The following is an 18,660-nucleotide window of genomic DNA, read 5'->3' on the forward strand; positions in this document are numbered from 1 at the left end:
CGGGGGGCCCCCCCCCCCCCCCCCGACACCCCCCCCCCCCCCCCGAGGAGGGCCCCGGGCGGCGGGGGGCCGCCCCCCCCCCCGGGGGGGCGGGGGCCCCCCCCCCCCCCCGGGGGCCCCCCCCCCCCCCCCGGGGGCGGCCCCCCCCCCCCCCCCCCGGGGCCGAGGGTCGGCCGGCCATCTTGATTAGTGGCGGAAGTGGCGCATACCGGTGAAGACCATGGCGATGCCGGCTTCGTCAGCGGCAGCAATCACCTCGGCATCACGCATCGAACCACCCGGCTGGATCACGGCGCTGATACCCACTTTAGCCGCATTGTCGATGCCGTCACGGAACGGGAAGAACGCATCCGACGCCATCACTGCACCCTGCACCTGCAGGCCGGCATGCTCGGCCTTGATTGCGGCGATGCGCGCGGAGTTGACGCGGCTCATCTGGCCGGCGCCGACGCCGATGGTCTGGCGCTGCTTGGCGTAGACGATGGCGTTGGACTTGACGAACTTGGCCACTTTCCAGGCGAACACCAGGTCGTGGATCTCTTGCTCGGTCGGCGCGCGCTTGGTGACGATCTTCAGGTCATCGGCAGTGATCATGCCGTTATCGCGGCTCTGCACCAGCAGGCCACCGTTGACGCGCTTGAAGTCCCAACCGGCTGCGCGCTCGGCTGGCCATTCGCCGCATTCCAGCAGGCGCACGTTCTGCTTGGCAGCAACCACCTCGCGGGCGGCCTGGGAGATTTTCGGCGCGATGATCACTTCGACGAACTGGCGATCGACGATGGCCTTGGCGGTTTCGCCGTCCAGCTCGCGGTTGAAGGCGATGATGCCGCCGAACGCCGACTCGCTGTCGGTGGCGTAGGCCAGGTCGTAGGCCTTGCGGATGCCGCCTTCGTCTTCAGGCACCACGGCCACGCCGCACGGGTTGGCGTGCTTGACGATGACGCAGGCCGGTTTGACGAAGCTCTTCACGCACTCCAGCGCGGCGTCGGTGTCGGCCACGTTGTTGAACGACAGCTCCTTGCCTTGCAGTTGTATGGCGGTGGAGACGCTGGCTTCGCCTTTTTTCGCTTCCACGTAGAACGCCGCACTCTGGTGCGGGTTCTCGCCGTAGCGCATTTCCTGGGCCTTGACGAACTGGCTGTTGAAAGTGCGCGGGAACTCGCTGCGATCGGCGGTCGACAGGGTGTCTTTGGCCTGGTCGATGGTGCCCATGTAGTTGGCGATCATGCCGTCGTAGGCAGCGGTGTGTTCGAACGCCTTGAGCATCAGGTCGAAGCGCTGGGCGTAGGTCAGGCCGCCGGCCTTGAGGCCTGCGATGACAGCGCTGTAGTCGCTGGCATTGACCACGATGGCCACGTCCTTGTGGTTCTTGGCAGCCGAACGGACCATGGTCGGGCCGCCGATGTCGATGTTCTCGATCGCGGTCGGCAGGTCACAGCCAGGCTTGGAAATGGTCGCTTCGAACGGGTACAGGTTGACCGCTACCAGGTCGATCGGCTTGATGCCGTGCTCGTTCATGATGGCGTCGTCGGTGCCGCGACGGCCGAGGATGCCGCCGTGGATTTTCGGGTGCAGGGTCTTGACCCGGCCATCCATCATTTCGGCGAAGCCAGTGTAGTCGGCCACTTCCACCGCGTTCACGCCGTTGTCCTTGAGCAGCTTGTAGGTGCCGCCGGTGGACAGGATCTCGACACCGAGCTGCTGCAGCTCACGGGCGAATTCGAGGATACCGGTCTTGTCGGAGACGCTGATCAGGGCGCGGCGGACTGGCAGGCGGGTAGTCTGGTCGGTCATTTCGGGTTCCAATAACGCGGTGGAGTCAGCAAAAAAGGCGCCTCTGTTCAGGGAGCCGCCTTTTCTGATTGGGATTCTGGCTTACAACAAGTCGTACTGCTTGAGCTTCTTGCGCAGGGTGCCTCGGTTCAGCCCGAGCATCTCGCTGGCCTTGGTCTGGTTGCCCTTCACGTAGTTCATCACGCTTTCGAGCAGGGGCGCCTCGACTTCGGAGAGCACCAGGTTGTACACGTCCGTCACGGTCGCGCCTTCCAGGTGGGCGAAGTAGTTGTGCAGCGCCTTCTCGACGCTGTCGCGAAGGGTCTGGCCCTCTTCGCTCGGCGTGTTGAGGTGCTGTTTCAGGTTGGCGTTGTCGCTCACGGGCGTTGTTCCACTCACAAATGTCTCGGTCATCATCGTCATGCGGCCACCCCTTGTCCGTCCTCTGTCTCAAGGCTCTGTCGACGTTCGCTGAAAAACCCGCGAACGTTGGCGCACTGCGCTTGTGTGTCTTCCAAAGCGTTGAACCGGGAGCGAAACTCCTTGCCGCCGGGTCGTGTCGCCAGGTACCAGCCAACGTGCTTGCGGGCGATACGTACGCCCATCACATCGCCATAGAAGGCATGCAGCGCGGCCAGGTGCTCCAGCAGGATGCGTTCCACTTCGTCCAGCTGCGGCGCTGGCAGGTGTTGGCCAGTGCGCAGGTAATGCTCGATCTCGCGAAAGATCCATGGCCGCCCCTGGGCGGCCCGGCCGATCAACAGCCCGTCGACCCCGGTGGCGTCCAGCACCGCCCGGGCCTTCTCTGGCGAAGTGATATCGCCGTTGGCAAAAACCGGGATCGACACCGCCTGCTTGATGGCAGCGATGGTGTCGTATTCGGCTTCGCCGGTGTACAGATCGGCGCGTGTGCGGCCATGCACCGCCAGCGCCTGGATGCCGGCCTGCTCGGCGATCCTCGCCACGTTCAGGCCGTTCTTGTTCGCCCGGTCCCAACCGGTGCGGATCTTCAGAGTCACCGGAACGTCCACGGCGCCGACCACGGCGTGGAGGATTTCGCTGACCAAGGCTTCATCTCTCAATAAAGCAGAGCCTGCAGCTTTGTTGCAGACTTTTTTTGCCGGGCAGCCCATGTTGATATCGATGATCTGGGCGCCCGCTTCGACGTTGGCCTTTGCCGCCGCTGCCATCATCTGCGCATCACCGCCGGCGATCTGCACCGAGCGCGGCTCGGGATCACCTTCATGGATGCGGCGCAGGCTCGACTTGCGGCTGTTCCACAGGCTCATGTCGCTGGAGACCATTTCCGACACCACCATGCCGGCGCCCAGGCGCTGGCAAAGTGTACGGAAAGGCTGGTCCGTGACCCCGGCCATGGGTGCGAGGATCAGGTTGTTGCGTAGTGTGTATGGGCCGATGCGTACCGCCGACATAGGTGATCCCTGTTGTGGGGCCGAATCTTGGAGTTCGAAAAAGGGTTGGCATGATACCCGCTCTCGGTGACCGGATAAAGATGGATTTGGATAAAATCTGAACAGTTGTCGGCTTATGACATTTGGTATGGGGAGGGGCTTGCGCGGTACCCTGTGGGAGCGGGCGAGCCCGTGCCATCCACCGCGGCGCCTGGTTCGCGGGCTTGCCCGCTCCCACAGAGGGCGCGGGGCTGCTGGTTATTCCGGCGAGCGGAAGCTCAGGCTGTAGTTCACCGCTTTCGGCCCCGGGTCGAGGATGTCCAGGGCGATATGGATCGGCGTCTGGCTGGGCATTTCGCCACGCCCGGCCAGTTCACCCGACAGGTATTCGCTGGGCTTGAAGCGCCGGCTGGCGATCAGCTGGCCATTGAGGTCGGCGAAGCGCAGCTCCAGCAGCGGGAACGGCTGGGCGAACGGCGCGCGGTTGTAGATGATCGCGTCGACGATCAGCGCACCCTTGAAGTCCGGGTGGCTGCGGACCACCAGGTTGCTGCTCTTGATCCGGGCGATATCGACGCGGGTTGGCACCTCGCAGCCGACCAGCGGGCAGATTTGCTGGAACAGCGGCCGGTATTGGTCCTGGCGAGCCATTTCGTCGAAATGGAACCACACGTACTGGAATGCCAGCAAACCAGCGGCGAGCAAGGTCAGCAAACCCCACAGCAGGCGCTTGCCCCAGTTGACTGCGGGCTTTTCCCAGCCCAGTTGCAGCGGGTCGTCGACCACATCGACCAGCGGTTCCTTGCGCGACGGGCGTTCAGCTTTGCCGGCAAGGCCCGGTTCCAGGCGTTCGCCGGGCAGCGGCTCGAGCGGCTCGTCGTCGCGGGCCGACAGCTGCAGCGCCAGCGGCTCGTCGTCACGGGCGCTCAGGCCCGGTTCGGCGATTTCGTCATCGCTGGCGTGCAGCGGTTCGTCGAATTCGTGGTGGTCATCGACCTCGGCGTTACCGCGTACCGGCGGCTCGTCGTCGATGTCCAGGTCCAGGTTGCTGCCCAGGGTCGGCTCGGTGCGCTCGCCGGGGGCGGGCTGCAGGTCGGGCTCCGGCTCCAGTGGCTCGGCTTGCAGCAGCACGGGCGCGGGCTCGGCTGCCTTTGGCGGCTCGAAGGGCTCATCGGTGGCGGTGCCGAACAGGTCGTCGGCATGCTCGTCCGCTTGCACTTCGTCGCGCCGTGCCTGCAGCCCGTCATCCTGGTTGGCCGGGCGTGCCGGGGCCGCCTGGCCGCGACGCTCCAGGCGCGCCAGTTCCTGGTCGAGGTCCATGGCGTCCAGCGCCTGGGCCGTGAGCGCCCATTCCTCGTCAGCGGTAACGCTGCGCTCGCTGGCGGCAGGCGCTGGCCCGGCGGCCGGCTCGACCGTCGGTTCGACCGCCGGCTCGTCAGGCGCCGCCGGCACTGGCGCGGGCACCACGGGGGGGCCGGCCGTGTCAGGCCGGTTCTGCTCCAGCAGCTGTTTGGCGGCATTGAACACCTGCAGGCAGTTGCCGCAGCGCACTACGCCGCGGGCCACGCTCAACTGGTGGTAGGTGACGCGAAAGCTGGTCTGGCAATGCGGGCACTGGGTGACGAAACTGTCGGTCATGCGGCAATCCGGAAGCTGTGCAGAGAAATATTCTAGGCCCGCTTAACGGCGGCGACCACTGATGCGTACCCAGCCGTCGCGCACGACGATCGGGTCCAGCTCGAAGTCGGCGGCGTAGGCTGCGGCCACTTCTTCACCCTGCTCGGCGAGGATGCCCGACAGCGCCAACAAGCCGCCTGGGCGGACCAGCCCGGACAGTTGCGGTGCCAGCGACACCAGCGGGCCGGCGAGGATGTTGGCGACCAGCACATCGGCCTGCATGGCCGGCATGTGCTCGGGCAGGTACAGGGCCAGCTTGTCGTCGGCGATGCCGTTGCGCTGGGCATTGTCGCGCGACGCCTCGATCGCCTGCACATCGATGTCGGTACCGACCGCCTCGCGGGCGCCCAGCAGCAGTGCGGCGATGGCCAGGATGCCCGAGCCACAGCCGAAGTCCAGTACCTGGGTGCCTTCGAGCTGCTGGCCATCGAGCCATTCCAGGCACAGGGCGGTGGTGGGGTGGGTGCCGGTGCCGAACGCCAGGCCCGGGTCGAGCAGCAGGTTCACAGCGCCCGGTTCCGGGGCCTCGTGCCAGCTGGGCACGATCCACAGGCGACGGCCGAAGCGCATCGGCTGGAAGTTGTCCATCCAGCTGCGTTCCCAGTCCTGGTCCTCGATCACTTCGGCCTGATGCTCGGGCAGCTCGGCGCCGGTCAGCAGGCGCAGATGGGAGAACACCTGCTCGGGCTCGGCATCGGCTTCGAACAGCGCCAGCAGGTGGGTGTGCGACCACAACGGGGTGGTGTTGAGGTCTGGCTCGAAGATCGGTTGATCTTCGGCGTCCATGAACGTGACCGAGACGGCACCCACTTCGAGCAGGGCGTCTTCGTAGGTTTCGGCTTGTTCCGGGCTGATGGCCAGGCGTACTTGCAGCCAGGGCATGGCGGGCACCTTTGGTAAATCGACAGGGGCAGCCCGAGGCTGCGCGAAGGCAGGCAGTTTACGCGAGTGCGGTGGGTTTGTAGAGGAGGCCGGCATACCGTGCCGGCTTCTTCGCGGGTTGATCAGACAAAGCAGAGGGACAGCGACTCGGCTATATAGGCAGGCTTGTCTTCGCCTTCGATCTCCAGCGTGGCAATTGCCTTGAGCAGCCATTGCCCGGGCTTCTTCTCGGTGACCTCGGCCAGTTCCACCTTCAGCCGCACCTGGCTGTCGACCTTGACCGGCTGGATGAAGCGCACGCTGTCCAGCCCGTAGTTCACCACCATCTTCAACCCTTGCGGCAGGACCAGGATGTCCTCGATCAGCTTGGGAATCAGCGACAAGGTCAGGAAACCGTGGGCGATGGTGCTGCCGAACGGGGTTTTCGCGGCCTTTTCCGGGTCGACATGGATGAACTGAAAATCGCCGGTCGCTTCGGCGAACAGGTTGATGCGCTGTTGATCGATTTTCAGCCAGGCCGAGCGGCCGAGTTCCTTACCAACGTACTGCGAAAGCTCTGTAACCGGTACATGGGGCATCGCCGACTCTCCAGGTTGTCAGTTGGTACGAAAGTGCAAGATCAGCACGGCGAACCGTTTCAGTCAAGTTCACCCGCTTTTCGGCGAATATCGGTCGATGGCGGCACATGCTTATAATGGCCGCCATGCCCGAGGGAGATGCTTATGCTGTTGCGTGGTTTGACCTGGCTGGTGCTGTTCCAGCTACTGGGGACGGCGATCAATCACTTGTTGGTGCCGATTCTGCCGGGGCCGATCATCGGCCTGTTGCTGCTGCTGGGCTTTCTCATGGCCCGTGGTGAGGTGGGCAAGCCGCTGAACGAGGCCGCCAGCAGCCTGTTGCGTTACCTGCCGCTGTTGCTGGTGCCGCCAGCGGTGGGGGTGATGGTCTACGCCAAGGCCATCGCCGCCGACTTCTGGGCCATTGCCGGTGCCCTGCTGCTCTCCTGCCTGCTGACCCTGGTGTTCGTCGGCGTGCTGATGCAGAAGCTCATCCAGCGCCAGGGCCGACGCGAGGAGCAGCCATGATGCTCGACTGGCAGGGCGCGCTGGATGCGGTCGTCCATCATCCGTTGTTCGGTATCGGCATCACGCTCGGTGCCTACCAGGTGGTGCTGGCGGCGTACGAGAAGACCCGCTGGATCTTCCTGCAGCCGGTACTGGTATCGATGCTGCTGGTGATCGGCGTGCTGCTGCTGTGCGGCATCGACTACGGCGAATACCGCAAAAGCACCGAGATCATGAACATCCTGCTGGGGCCGGCCACCGTGGCCCTGGCCGTGCCGCTGTACCTCAACCTGCGGCGTATCCGTCAGCTGTTCTGGCCGACATTTACTACGCTGGTAGTCGGGGGCCTGTTCGCCACGCTCTGCTGCCTGTTGCTGGGCCGGTGGTTCGGCGCCGAGCACATGATCCTGATGACCATGGCGCCGAAGTCGGTGACGTCGCCGATTGCCATGCTGGTGGCCGAGCAGATTGGCGGCGTGGCGGCACTGGCCGCAGTGTTCGTGCTGATTACCGGGGTAATCGGGGCGATCTTCGGCCCGGCGCTGCTGAGCCGCTTTGGCGTGCATAGCCCCGAAGCGCGCGGCATGTCGCTGGGCGTGACGGCGCACGCGGTGGGCACCTCGGTGGCCCTGCAGGAAAGTGACGAATGCGGCGCCTTTGCCGCGCTGGCGATGAGCCTGATGGGGGTGGCCACGGCGGTGTTCCTGCCGCTGGCGGTCAGCCTGGTGGCTTGAGGAGTTGTAATGACGCTACCGCTGTTTCCGCTCAATACCGTGCTGTTTCCGGGCTGCTTTCTTGATTTGCAGATTTTCGAGGCGCGCTACCTGGACATGATCGGGCGCTGCATGAAACAAGGCGAAGGTTTTGGCGTGGTGTGCATCGTCGAAGGCGAGCAGGTCGGCAAGGCGCCGCCGGTGGTCGCTTCGATCGGCTGCGAGGCGCTGATTCGCGACTTCGTGCAGCAGGACAACGGCTTGCTGGGTATCCGCGTCGAAGGGGTGCGGCGTTTCACCTTGGCAAGCACCGAGGTGCAAAAGGACCAGTTGTTGCTGGGGCAGGTGCATTGGCTGCCGGAGCAGGCCGACAGCCCGTTGCTCGAGGCGGATGACGATCTGTTGGCCTTGCTCAAGGCCTTGGGCGAGCACCCGATGGTCGAAGCACTGGACATGCCGCGCGCGGTGGACGGGCGCCAGGCGCTGGCCAACCAGTTGGCGTACCTGCTGCCATTCATGGAAGAGGACAAGCTGGACCTGCTCAGCCTCGACTCGCCACAGGAACGGTTGGGCGAGATCCAGAAGCTGCTGGAGCGGATTCAGGGCGAATTGTTTGCCTGACAGTGATGTGTTGCCAGTACCGGCCACTTCGCGGGTAAACCCGCTCCCACAGAAATAGCGCCATTCTCAGGCTTGATGCAGTACCTGTGGGAGCGGGTTCACCCGCGAAGAGGCCGGTTCAGGCGGCATCAATACTGGTATCTGAGCAAAGCCTGCGGCAACGCATGCATGGCAAAGAACGCCAGCAACGCGACGCACGCCGGCAGCACCAGCCACCACACCCGCAACGGCAATGCCGGCAGGGTCTGCTGGCGCTGCACCAGCGCCAGGCTCAGCGCACACACGCAGCACGCCAGCAGCGCGCCGGCCAGGATATCCGTCGGCCAGTGCGCGCCCAGATACACCCGTGACAGGGCAATCGACAGCGCCGGAATGCAGCCCAGCATCACCCAGGTCAGGCGCATTCTCGGCGGCTGCCCGCGCCCGGCCAGCACCGCCATGACCAAAAAGAACGCAAACGACGCCGAGCTGTGCCCGCTGGGCATGCTGTAGCTGGTCAACGGGTCGCTCAGCACCTCCGGCCTGGCCCGGGCGAACAGCCATTTCAGCGTGCCGTTGGCAAGCGCCGTGCCCATCAGCGCTGCCGCCGCGAACAGGGCATGCCGCCACTGCCTGGCAAGCAGCAGCAGGCCGGTCAGCAGGGCGCCGAGGAACAGTTGCGTGCGGAAATCGCCCAGGCGGGTCACCAGCACCACGGTGCCATCGATGGCCTGGCTGCGATGCTCTTGCACCAGCGTCATCACACCCTGATCGAACTCGTGCAGGTACGGCCAGCCGAGGAAGACCCCGGCCAGCGCGGCGAAGCTCATGCCGGCGATCAGCCGGGTGCCGTGGCGTTGATCGCGAATGCTGGTGTTCAGGCTCAGCCCGATGATCACGGCCAAGGTGCCGGCGATGACCCCGGCGTCCAGCCAGAAGCCTTCCGGCAACGGCAGGCGCATGGCGGCGCCGGTGGCCCAGCCGGGTAGCAGATAGGCCACTGCCCAGCCGGCGCCGGCCACCAGGCTGACGGCGATGAAGCGCGGCAGCGGCATGTCGAACATGCCGGCGACCATCGGCAGCATCGGCCGCAGCGGCCCGATGAACCGCCCTACCAGCAGGCTGGCGATGCCGTAGCGCTGAAAATAGGTTTCGGCGCTGCCGATCCATTCCGGGTGGTGGCGCAGCAGCGGCAGGCGGCGAATGTTCTGGTGGAAGTACTTGCCCACCGTATACGACACGGCGTCGCCCAGCAGGCCGCCGAGAAAGCCCAGCAGCAGTGTCTCGCCCAGGCTGAAGGCGCCGCTGCCAGCCAGTACCGCGACCGCGAACAGCAGCACGGTGCCCGGCACGATGATGCCGGCGATGGCCAGGCACTCGATGCAGGCCACCAGGAAAATCGCCAGGCCAAGCCACTGCGGGTTGGCGCTGAGCCAGCCGGTCAGGCTGTCGAGCCATTGGCCCATGGTTCAGCTTCCTTGTTCGAGAATGAAGAAGTCGCGGCCTTCGACTTGGCCACGGCGTAACGGGTTCCGCGTGCAGAAACGGGCGAATTCGGCATCGACGAAACGGTACGGCAAATGCTCGTCGCGCCCCTGCGGAATACCCAGGCGGGCGGCCTGGATCACCCGTGGCACGAGGTTGCCGCAGTCCTCCACATAGAAGCGCTCGGGGTCGAAACGTTGCGCGTCCCAGTGCGGCACCTTCAGGCCCAGGGCCCGGCACAGCAAGGTCTGGCCGGCGCACAGGCGCTCTTCCGGGCGCAGGTTGCCGCTGGCATCGGGGTTGTTCAGCTGCATCTGCGCCAGGCTGTTCGGCCCCGACAGGGCGTCCTGCCAAGGATAGGCAGACTTGATCAGCACCGCGTTGCCCGGCCCGTGGGCGCTGAAGTTCAGCGAGTCGCCGCCGCGCGCGTAATACATGTAGATGTGCCCGCCATCGAGAAACAGCGCCTTGCGCTTCTCGGTATAACCGAGCGAGGCGTGGCTGCCTTTGTCGGTGAGGTAGTAGGCCTCGGTCTCGATGATGCGCGCGGCCAGCCACAGCTCGCCGTGGCGATGGCGAATGACCTTGCCCAGCAGGGCTTTGGCCAGGGTCTGGGCGTCGCGGTCGAAAAAGCTGTCGGGCAAGGCTGGCATGCGGGTTGGTTCGCGGCTGTGAAGGCGGGGATGATAGCAACGAATGGCTTAATCGAGGCTGAATCAAGCGTGATGTTGGCAGGGGCGGACTCTTCGCGGGTAAACCCGCTCCCACAGTGAATTTACAAGGCTCGAGTCATGCAGCCCCTGTGGGAGCGGGTTTACCCGCGAAGAGGCCGCAGTAGGAGAAAGAAGTTTCGTTAAGTGCAGTTACATCTTTCCTACACAATGCCCCAGCCATTTTCGACCATCCGCCACCCGCCGCTGGGCGTATACCTGCGCGGCAGTTATAATCAGCCGATTTCCCCTTCGCCAAGACACCGAACCCATGACTGAGTCCGTTCTTGACTATATGACCCGCTTGGGTCGCGCCGCCCGCGAGGCTTCCCGGGTGATCGGCCGTGCCAGCACTGCGCAGAAGAACCGCGCGCTGCAAGCTGCCGCCGACGCGCTGGACGCAGCCCGTGCCGAGCTGACAGCTGCCAACGAGCTGGACCTCGCCGCTGGCCGCGCCAACGGCCTGGAGCCGGCGCTGCTCGACCGCCTGGCGCTGACCCCGGCGCGCATCGACGGCATGATCACCGGCCTGCGCCAGGTGGCCAGCCTGCCGGACCCGATCGGCGCCATCCGCGACATGAGCTACCGCCCGTCCGGTATCCAGGTCGGCAAGATGCGCACGCCGCTGGGGGTGATCGGGATCATCTACGAGTCGCGCCCGAACGTGACCATCGATGCCGCCAGCCTGTGCCTGAAGTCGGGTAACGCGACCATCCTGCGTGGCGGCTCCGAAGCCATCCACTCCAACCGCGCCATCGCCACCTGCATCCAGCGCGGCCTGGCCGCCGCCGGCCTGCCAGCCGCCGTGGTGCAGGTGGTCGAGACCACCGACCGCGAGGCCGTGGGCGCGCTGATCAGCATGCCGGAATTCGTCGATGTCATCGTGCCGCGCGGCGGCCGTGGCCTGATCGAGCGCATCAGCCGCGATGCCCGCGTACCGGTGATCAAGCACCTTGACGGTATCTGCCACATCTATGTCAGCCAGCACGCCGACCTGGACAAGGCCTGGAACGTCGCCTTCAACGCCAAGACCTACCGCTACGGCATCTGTGGCGCCATGGAAACCCTGCTGGTCGACCAGCAGGTCGCCGAGCGCTTCCTGCCGCAGATGGCCCGCCGCTTCCACGACAAGGGCGTCGAGTTGCGTGGCTGCGAGCGGACCCGGGCAATCATCGACGCCAAGCCGGCCACCGAGGCCGACTGGCACACCGAGTACCTGGACGCGATCCTGTCGATCCGTGTGGTCGACGGCCTGGACCAGGCCATCGAACACATCAACCACTATGGCTCGCACCACACCGACTCGATCATCAGCGAACACCAGGGCGAGGCCCGCCAGTTCATGGCCGAGGTCGATTCGGCGTCGGTCATGCTGAACACGCCCACCTGTTTCGCCGACGGCTTCGAATACGGCCTGGGCGCGGAAATCGGTATTTCCACCGACAAGCTGCACGCCCGCGGCCCGGTCGGCCTCGAAGGCCTGACCTGCGAGAAGTACGTGGTGATCGGTGACGGCCAGCTGCGCGGCCAGGAGTCCTGCTGAGTTGAGCAAGGCCCAGGCAGTCCGGCGCATCGGCATTCTAGGCGGCACCTTCGACCCCGTGCACATCGGCCACCTGCGCAGCGCGCTGGAAGTGGCCGAGTTCATGGGGCTGGACGAACTGCGCCTGCTGCCCAATGCCCGGCCGCCGCACCGCGATACCCCGCAGGTGGCCGCGCAGGATCGTCTGGCCATGGTCCGCGAGGCGGTGCAGGGCGTGAGTTGCCTGAGCGTCGATGCCCGCGAGCTGGCGCGCGACAAGCCGTCCTACACCATCGATACGCTGGAATCGATCCGCGCCGAACTGGGTGCCGACGACCAGCTGTTCCTGGTGCTGGGCTGGGATGCCTTCTGTGGCTTGCCCGGCTGGCACCGTTGGGAAGAATTGCTGCAACACTGTCACATCCTGGTGCTGCAACGCCCGGATGCCGACGTTGAACCCCCTGACGAGCTGCGCAACCTGCTGGCTGCGCGCTCGGAGAGCGATCCCACCGCCATGTCCGGCCCGGCGGGAAATATTTCGTTCGTCTGGCAGACGCCGCTTGCGGTGTCGGCTACACAGATCCGACAGCTGCTGGCCAGCGGCAAATCGGTGAGGTTCCTGGTGCCGGACGCCGTACTGGCCTATATCGAGGCGCACGAACTGTATCGTGCGCCCAACTGACTGTGCCTCTGGCGCCTCATCCAACGAGTTGAACGAGTTTTATATGACCAAGCAGAAAATTTACGGCGAAGAACTGGTCGCAGTGACCAAGGCCGCGCTGGAAGACGTCAAGGCCCAGGATATCCAGGTCATCGACGTGCGTGACAAACACAGCCTGACCGACTACATGATCATTGCCACCGGTACCTCCAACCGCCAGATCAACGCGATGGCCGAGAAGGTTCGCGAAGCAGTCAAGGCCAAGGGCGCCCAGCCACTGGGTGAAGAAGGCAAGGGCGACAGCGACTGGGTGCTGCTGGACCTGAACGACGTCATCGTGCACATGATGACCGCCGCAGCCCGCCAGTTCTACGACCTGGAGCGCCTGTGGCAGGGTGCCGAGCAGAGCCGTGCTGCCGATGGCAAGCACCACAGCCCGGACCATGCTCACGAGTACTCCGACAAGCTCAAAGACCGCGAATAAGGACACCGCTGTGCGTCTGCGCCTGATCGCGGTCGGCTCGCGTATGCCGAAGTGGGTCGAGGAAGGCTGGCATGAATATGCCAAGCGCCTGCCCGCCGAGCTGTCGCTGGAGCTGGTGGAAATCCCGCTGAACACCCGAGGCAAGAATGCCGACGTCGCCCGCCTGATCCGTCAGGAGGGCGAGGCCATGCTGAGCAAGGTGCAGCCGGGGGAGCGGGTGGTTACCCTCGAGGTCCATGGCAAGCCCTGGAGTACCGAGCAGCTGGCGACCGAGCTGGACCGCTGGCGGCTGGATGCGCGCACGGTGAATTTGATGGTGGGCGGCCCGGAAGGCCTGGCGCCTGAGGTCTGTGCGCGCGCCGAGCAACGCTGGTCGCTGTCGCCGCTGACCTTGCCGCACCCATTGGTAAGGATACTCATCGGCGAGCAGATCTATCGCGCCTGGACCGTGTTGTCCGGGCATCCGTACCATAAATGAGCCTGTAAGCAGCCCGATGTCGCAGCCGATCCGCCTCAAGGACCACGAGAAAGACGCCCGTCTGGTGCGCAACCGCGTCGTGGTCGGCGCAGTGGCGATCATGCTGCTCATTTGTGTGCTGATCGCGCGGCTGTACTACCTGCAGGTCATCCAGCACGACTATCACTCGACGCTGTCGGAGAACAACCGGGTGCATGTGCAGCCGATCCCGCCGACCCGCGGGCTGATCTTCGACCGCAACGGGGTGATCGTCGCCGACAACCGGCCCAGCTTCAGCCTGTCGATGACCCGCGAACGTGCCGGCAACTGGCAGGAAGTGCTGGACACCATCGTCGAAGTGCTGGAACTGACCGCCGACGACCGCGCCCTGTTCGAGAAGCGCATGCGCCAGGGGCGCCGGCCATTCGAGCCGGTGCCGATCCTGTTCGAGCTCAACGAAGAGCAGATCGCCCGGGTGGCCGTGAACCAGTTCCGCCTGCCCGGTGTGGAAGTGGTCGCCCAGCTGGTGCGCCATTACCCGCAGGGTGCGCATTTCGCCCACTCGGTGGGCTATGTGGGGCGGATCAACGAGAAAGAGCTGAAAACCCTCGACCCGGTGAACTACAGCGGTACCCACCACATCGGCAAGACCGGCATCGAACGCTTCTACGAAGACGCCTTGCACGGCCAGGTGGGTTACGAGGAAGTCGAGACCAACGCCCGTGGCCGCGTGTTGCGGGTACTCAAGCGCACCGATCCGAAACCGGGCAAGGACATCGTGCTGAGCCTGGACATCAAGCTGCAGGAAGCGGCCGAGGCCGCCCTGGGTGGCCGTCGCGGTGCGGTGGTGGCGCTCGACCCGCGTACTGGCGAGGTACTGGCGATGGTCAGCCAGCCGAGCTTCGACCCCAACCTGTTCGTCACCGGCATTGGCTTCAAGGCCTATGCCGAGCTGCGCGACTCGATCGACCGGCCGCTGTTCAACCGCGTGCTGCGCGGGCTGTACCCGCCGGGCTCGACGATCAAGCCGGCGGTCGCCATTGCCGGCCTGGACAGCGGCGTGGTCAATGCCGGCAGCCGGGTGTTCGACCCGGGCTACTACCAGCTGCCCAACTACGATCACAAGTACCGCAACTGGAACCGCTCCGGCGATGGCTGGGTCGACCTGGACACCGCGATCATGCGCTCCAACGACACCTACTTCTACGACCTTGCGCACAAGATGGGCATCGACCGGCTGTCCAGCTACATGAACAAGTTCGGCATCGGCCAGCGGGTTTCCCTCGACATGTTCGAGGAGTCCGCCGGGCTCATGCCGTCGCGCGAGTGGAAGCGCGCTACCCGCCGCCAGGCCTGGTTCCCCGGCGAAACGCTGATCCTCGGCATCGGCCAGGGCTACATGCAGACCACGCCTTTGCAGCTGGCCCAGGCCACCGCGCTGATCGCCAACAAGGGCGTGTGGAACCGCCCGCACCTGGCCAAGACCATCGAAGGCGAGCCGCCGGTGGACGACAACCCGATGGCAAACATCGTGCTGCGTGACAAGTCCGACTGGGCCAAGGTCACCCATGGCATGGAGCAGGTGATGCACAACGCCCGGGGTACCGCGCGCAAGGCCGCCATCGGTTCCCAATACCGCATTGCCGGCAAGAGCGGTACCGCCCAGGTGGTGGCGATCAAGCAGGGCGAGAAGTACGACCGCAACAAGTTGCAGGAACGCCACCGTGACCACGCCCTGTTCGTCGCCTTCGCACCGGCCGAAGACCCGAAGATCGTGGTTTCGGTGATGGTCGAGAACGGCGAGTCCGGCTCGGGCGTCGCCGCCCCGGTGGTGCGCCAGGTGATGGACGCCTGGCTGCTCGACGAAAACGGCCGGCTCAAGCCCGAGTTCGCGCCTGCCACCGTTACCCAGGAATCAGCCCTGTGATGAACAATTTCGATCGCATGCTCTCCAGCGAGGATGTGATGCGTCGGCGCGCCAGCTTTCTGCAGCGCATCCATGTCGACGGCCCTTTGCTGATCATTCTGCTGACCCTCGCGGCCGGCAGCCTGTTCGTGCTGTATTCGGCCAGTGGCAAGAACTGGGACCTGCTGCTCAAGCAGGCCACCTCGTTCGGTATCGGCCTGGTGTCGATGTTCATCATCGCCCAGCTGGAACCGCGCTTCATGGCCCGTTGGGTGCCGCTGGCGTACCTGGCCGGGGTGCTGTTGCTGGTGGTGGTAGACGTGATGGGCCACAACGCCATGGGTGCCACGCGCTGGATCAACATCCCCGGGGTGATCCGCTTCCAGCCTTCGGAATTCATGAAGATCATCATGCCGGCGACCATCGCCTGGTACCTGTCCAAGCGCACCTTGCCGCCGCATCTCAAGCATGTGGCGATCAGCCTGGTGCTGATCGGCGTGCCGTTCATCCTGATCGTGCGCCAGCCCGACCTGGGCACGGCGCTGCTGATCCTCGCCTCCGGCGCCTTCGTGCTGTTCATGGGCGGCCTGCGCTGGCGCTGGATCCTCAGTGTGCTGGCGGCTGCGGTGCCGGTGGCGGTGGCGATGTGGTTCTTCGTCATGCACGACTACCAGAAGCAGCGGGTGCTGACCTTCCTCGACCCGGAAAGCGACCCGCTGGGCACCGGCTGGAACATCATCCAGTCGAAGGCGGCGATCGGCTCGGGCGGGGTGTTCGGCAAGGGCTGGCTGCTGGGCACCCAGTCGCACCTGGACTTTCTGCCAGAAAGCCATACCGACTTCATCATCGCCGTGCTTGGCGAGGAGTTCGGTCTGGTCGGCATCTGCCTGCTGCTGATCGTCTACCTGCTGCTGATCGGCCGTGGCCTGATGATCACCGCGCAGGCGCAGACCCTGTTCGGCAAGCTGCTGGCGGGCAGCCTGACCATGACCTTCTTTGTATACGTGTTCGTCAATATCGGGATGGTCAGCGGCCTTTTGCCCGTGGTGGGCGTGCCGCTGCCCTTCATCAGCTATGGCGGAACTTCGTTGGTGACGCTGCTGTCAGCGTTTGGCGTTTTGATGTCGATCCACACGCACCGCAAATGGATCGCGCAGGTTTGAATAAGGTGAAGAATTTCATGCAAGCAGTGCGTAACTGGGCTGCCCGTTGTGCGCCGTGGGTCGGCGCGGTGGGCCTGTTCGGCGCTGTACAGCTGGCCCAGGCCGGCGATTACCAGGGCTCGCCGCAGGTGGCCCGGTTCGTGGCTGAAATGAGCCGCGACTACGGCTTTGCCCCGGAGCAGCTGATGGGGGTGTTCCGTGAGGTCGAGCGCAAGCAGTCGATCCTCGACGCCATCTCGCGCCCGGCCGAACGGGTAAAACCGTGGAAGGACTACCGGCCGATGTTCATCACCGACGCGCGCATCGCCCGCGGCGTCGACTTCTGGCGCCAGCACGAGGCGGTGCTGGCCCGTGCCGAGCAGGAATACGGGGTGCCGGCGCAGTACATCGTCGCGATCATCGGCGTGGAAACCTTCTTTGGCCGCAACACCGGCAACTACCGGGTGATCGATGCCTTGTCGACCCTGGGCTTCGACTACCCGCCACGGGCCGAATTCTTCCGCAAGGAACTGCGCGAGTTCCTGCTGCTGGCCCGCGACGAGCAGCTTGACCCGCTGACGCTCAAAGGCTCCTACGCCGGGGCCATGGGCCTGCCGCAGTTCATGCCGAGCAGCTTTCGCAACTTTGCGGTGGACTTCGACGGTGACGGCCATATCAATATCTGGAACAACCCGGACGATGCCATCGGCAGCGTGGCCAGCTACTTCAAGCGCCATGGCTGGGTGGCCGGCGAAGGCGTGGTCAGCCGCGCCTGGGTGGACGGTGAGCGCGCCGACCAGGGCCTGACCACCGGCATCGAGCCGGTGAAGACGGTGGGGGAGTTGCGTACGCTCGGCTGGTCGGTCCATGATTCGCTTCGCGATGATCTGCCGGTTACCGCCTTCCGTCTCGAGGGCGACAGTGGCCCCGAGTACTGGATGGGCCTGAAGAACTTCTACGCGATCACTCGCTACAACCGCAGCGTGATGTATGCCATGGCGGTGCATCAGCTTTCGGAACAGCTGGTTCAAGCACGGGGCGTCAAGTAATGCGCGCAATCATCTCTGCCAATTCTTTCAAGCTGCTCACCTGCCTCGCCGTCGGCGTGGTGCTGGCCAGCTGCTCTTCCAGCCGCCCGGCCCCGCAAAGCAGCGGCAACGTGGTGCGCACCCAGCCGGGCCTGGACATCAACCGGGCGCACAAGGACGGCGCGCCGTGGTGGGACGTGGATGTGAACAAGATCCCCGACGCCACGCCGACCGTGCATACCGGCAACTACAAGGCCAACCCATACACGGTGCTGGGCAAGACCTACTACCCGATGCAGGACTCGCGCAGCTATCGCGCCGAGGGCACCGCATCGTGGTATGGCACCAAGTTCCACGGGCAGAACACCGCCAACGGTGAGCTGTACGACCTGTACGGCATGAGCGCGGCGCACAAGACCCTGCCGCTGCCGGCCTATGTGCGGGTGACCAACCTGGCCAACGGCCGCAGCGTGATCCTGCGGGTGAATGACCGTGGCCCGTTCTATTCCGACCGCATCATCGACCTGTCCTACGCGGCGGCGAAAAAGCTCGGTTATGCCGAGATCGGCACCGCGCACGTGCGCGTCGAGGGTATCGACCCGCAGCAGTGGTGGGCGCAGCGCGGGCAGACCCCGCCGATGGTGCTGAAGGAGCCGCAAGTGGCGCAGACCCAGGCGCTCCCGGCCAGTACCGGGCGCGTCGAGCAGTGGACCCCGCCGCCCCAGCAGCATGCCGCGCCGGTCGTGCCGGTGCAGGTGGGGGGCAACAACGTGCCGGGCGGCAGCGGTGGCAGCTTCCTGCAGGTGGGCGCCTTCGCCAACCCGGACGCCGCCGAACTGCTGCGCTCCAAGCTCAGCGCCATGGTCAGCGCGCCGGTGTTCATCAGCTCGATCGTGCGTAACCAGCAGACCCTGCACCGTGTTCGCCTGGGGCCGATCAACAGCCAGGGCGAGATCCAGCAAGCCCAGGACAGCATCCGCCTGGCGAACCTCGGGCAGGCCAAGCTGGTCACAGCTGACTGACCGCGTTGCCTTCTTCGCCGGGGGCCCCCCCCCCCCCACGGGGGGGGGGGAACCCAGGGGGGGGGGGGGGGGGGGGGGGGCGGGGGGCCCCCCCAGGGGGGGGTGGGGGGGGTAGGCGGGGG

The 18,660-nt window shown here is 65.3% G+C and carries 19 protein-coding genes; 11 read left to right on the forward strand and 8 right to left on the reverse strand.

The features are described from left to right. Nucleotides 1-186: 186 nt before the first annotated feature. The 6 genes from purH to C6A77_RS23070 form a co-directional block, all read right to left on the reverse strand. On the reverse strand, nt 187-1,794 hold the full coding sequence (purH, locus tag C6A77_RS23045; RefSeq protein ID WP_114171645.1) for a bifunctional phosphoribosylaminoimidazolecarboxamide formyltransferase/IMP cyclohydrolase: 1,608 nt from the start codon (nt 1,792-1,794) through the stop codon (nt 187-189). Nucleotides 1,795-1,875: 81 nt separating this feature from the next. Beyond that, entirely contained in the window at nt 1,876-2,196 is a 321-nt protein-coding gene (gene fis / locus C6A77_RS23050) for a DNA-binding transcriptional regulator Fis (protein WP_012274390.1), read from the reverse strand. Beyond that, nucleotides 2,193-3,206: a tRNA dihydrouridine synthase DusB gene (gene dusB, locus C6A77_RS23055; protein ID WP_114171647.1), complete on the reverse strand. Its 1,014-nt coding sequence runs from the start codon at nt 3,204-3,206 to the stop codon at nt 2,193-2,195. Before dusB ends, fis begins: the two co-directional genes overlap by 4 nt. 237 nt (nt 3,207-3,443) lie before the next feature. Beyond that, entirely contained in the window at nt 3,444-4,823 is a 1,380-nt protein-coding gene (locus C6A77_RS23060; RefSeq protein WP_114171649.1) for a DUF3426 domain-containing protein, read from the reverse strand. Between the two features lie 42 nt (nt 4,824-4,865). Further along, nucleotides 4,866-5,744 carry a 50S ribosomal protein L11 methyltransferase gene (gene prmA, locus C6A77_RS23065; RefSeq protein WP_114171651.1) on the reverse strand — a complete coding sequence of 293 codons (879 nt, stop codon included), beginning with the start codon at nt 5,742-5,744 and terminating at the stop codon, nt 4,866-4,868. A 122-nt stretch (nt 5,745-5,866) separates the two neighbouring features. Further along, entirely contained in the window at nt 5,867-6,322 is a 456-nt protein-coding gene (locus C6A77_RS23070) for a MaoC family dehydratase (protein WP_114171653.1), read from the reverse strand. A 144-nt stretch (nt 6,323-6,466) separates the two neighbouring features. Between C6A77_RS23070 and C6A77_RS23075 the strand changes: the two genes are divergently transcribed. Genes C6A77_RS23075 through C6A77_RS23085 form a run of 3 tightly spaced genes read left to right on the forward strand, consistent with a single transcriptional unit; the run spans nt 6,467 to nt 8,142 of the window. Next, nucleotides 6,467-6,829 carry a CidA/LrgA family protein gene (locus C6A77_RS23075; RefSeq protein WP_114171655.1) on the forward strand — a complete coding sequence of 121 codons (363 nt, stop codon included), beginning with the start codon at nt 6,467-6,469 and terminating at the stop codon, nt 6,827-6,829. Further along, nucleotides 6,826-7,542, forward strand: coding sequence for an LrgB family protein (locus C6A77_RS23080; protein WP_114171657.1), 717 nt, complete (start codon nt 6,826-6,828; stop codon nt 7,540-7,542). The genes C6A77_RS23075 and C6A77_RS23080 overlap by 4 nt, the downstream gene beginning before the upstream one ends. Nucleotides 7,543-7,551: 9 nt before the next feature. Continuing rightward, nucleotides 7,552-8,142 (forward strand): LON peptidase substrate-binding domain-containing protein, encoded by a 591-nt coding sequence (locus C6A77_RS23085; protein WP_114171659.1) that lies wholly within the window; start codon nt 7,552-7,554, stop codon nt 8,140-8,142. Between the two features lie 128 nt (nt 8,143-8,270). On the opposite strand, the gene C6A77_RS23095 is transcribed toward C6A77_RS23085, so the two are convergent. Together C6A77_RS23095 and C6A77_RS23100 are read right to left on the reverse strand one after the other, a co-directional pair. After that, a complete protein-coding gene (locus C6A77_RS23095) occupies nt 8,271-9,587 on the reverse strand; it encodes a bifunctional DedA family/phosphatase PAP2 family protein (RefSeq protein ID WP_114171660.1) in 1,317 nt (438 codons plus the stop codon). Between the two features lie 3 nt (nt 9,588-9,590). Continuing rightward, nucleotides 9,591-10,259, reverse strand: coding sequence for a DNA-3-methyladenine glycosylase (locus C6A77_RS23100; RefSeq protein WP_114171662.1), 669 nt, complete (start codon nt 10,257-10,259; stop codon nt 9,591-9,593). A gap of 328 nt (nt 10,260-10,587) precedes the next feature. Between C6A77_RS23100 and C6A77_RS23105 the strand changes: the two genes are divergently transcribed. From C6A77_RS23105 to C6A77_RS23140, 8 genes are read left to right on the forward strand one after another with little or no spacing between them, the layout of a single operon-like run. Further along, nucleotides 10,588-11,859, forward strand: a complete 1,272-nt coding sequence (locus C6A77_RS23105; RefSeq protein WP_114171664.1) for a glutamate-5-semialdehyde dehydrogenase — start codon at nt 10,588-10,590, stop codon at nt 11,857-11,859. Between the two features lies 1 nt (nt 11,860). Then, nucleotides 11,861-12,520, forward strand: a complete 660-nt coding sequence (nadD, locus tag C6A77_RS23110; protein ID WP_114171665.1) for a nicotinate-nucleotide adenylyltransferase — start codon at nt 11,861-11,863, stop codon at nt 12,518-12,520. Nucleotides 12,521-12,563: 43 nt separating this feature from the next. Next, nucleotides 12,564-12,983, forward strand: a complete 420-nt coding sequence (gene rsfS, locus C6A77_RS23115; protein ID WP_003249719.1) for a ribosome silencing factor — start codon at nt 12,564-12,566, stop codon at nt 12,981-12,983. Nucleotides 12,984-12,993: 10 nt separating this feature from the next. Beyond that, nucleotides 12,994-13,461 carry a 23S rRNA (pseudouridine(1915)-N(3))-methyltransferase RlmH gene (gene rlmH, locus C6A77_RS23120; RefSeq protein WP_114171667.1) on the forward strand — a complete coding sequence of 156 codons (468 nt, stop codon included), beginning with the start codon at nt 12,994-12,996 and terminating at the stop codon, nt 13,459-13,461. A gap of 16 nt (nt 13,462-13,477) precedes the next feature. Continuing rightward, nucleotides 13,478-15,367, forward strand: coding sequence for a penicillin-binding protein 2 (gene mrdA, locus C6A77_RS23125; protein ID WP_114171669.1), 1,890 nt, complete (start codon nt 13,478-13,480; stop codon nt 15,365-15,367). 38 nt (nt 15,368-15,405) lie between these two features. Further along, nucleotides 15,406-16,509: a rod shape-determining protein RodA gene (gene rodA, locus C6A77_RS23130; RefSeq protein WP_015271941.1), complete on the forward strand. Its 1,104-nt coding sequence runs from the start codon at nt 15,406-15,408 to the stop codon at nt 16,507-16,509. Nucleotides 16,510-16,526: 17 nt separating this feature from the next. Continuing rightward, nucleotides 16,527-17,537, forward strand: a complete 1,011-nt coding sequence (gene mltB, locus C6A77_RS23135; protein ID WP_114171673.1) for a lytic murein transglycosylase B — start codon at nt 16,527-16,529, stop codon at nt 17,535-17,537. After that, nucleotides 17,537-18,538, forward strand: coding sequence for a septal ring lytic transglycosylase RlpA family protein (locus C6A77_RS23140; protein ID WP_114171671.1), 1,002 nt, complete (start codon nt 17,537-17,539; stop codon nt 18,536-18,538). Before mltB ends, C6A77_RS23140 begins: the two co-directional genes overlap by 1 nt. Nucleotides 18,539-18,660 lie beyond the last annotated feature (122 nt).

This window comes from Pseudomonas sp. AFG_SD02_1510_Pfu_092, from assembly GCF_003331055.1.
GTDB lineage: Bacteria > Pseudomonadota > Gammaproteobacteria > Pseudomonadales > Pseudomonadaceae > Aquipseudomonas.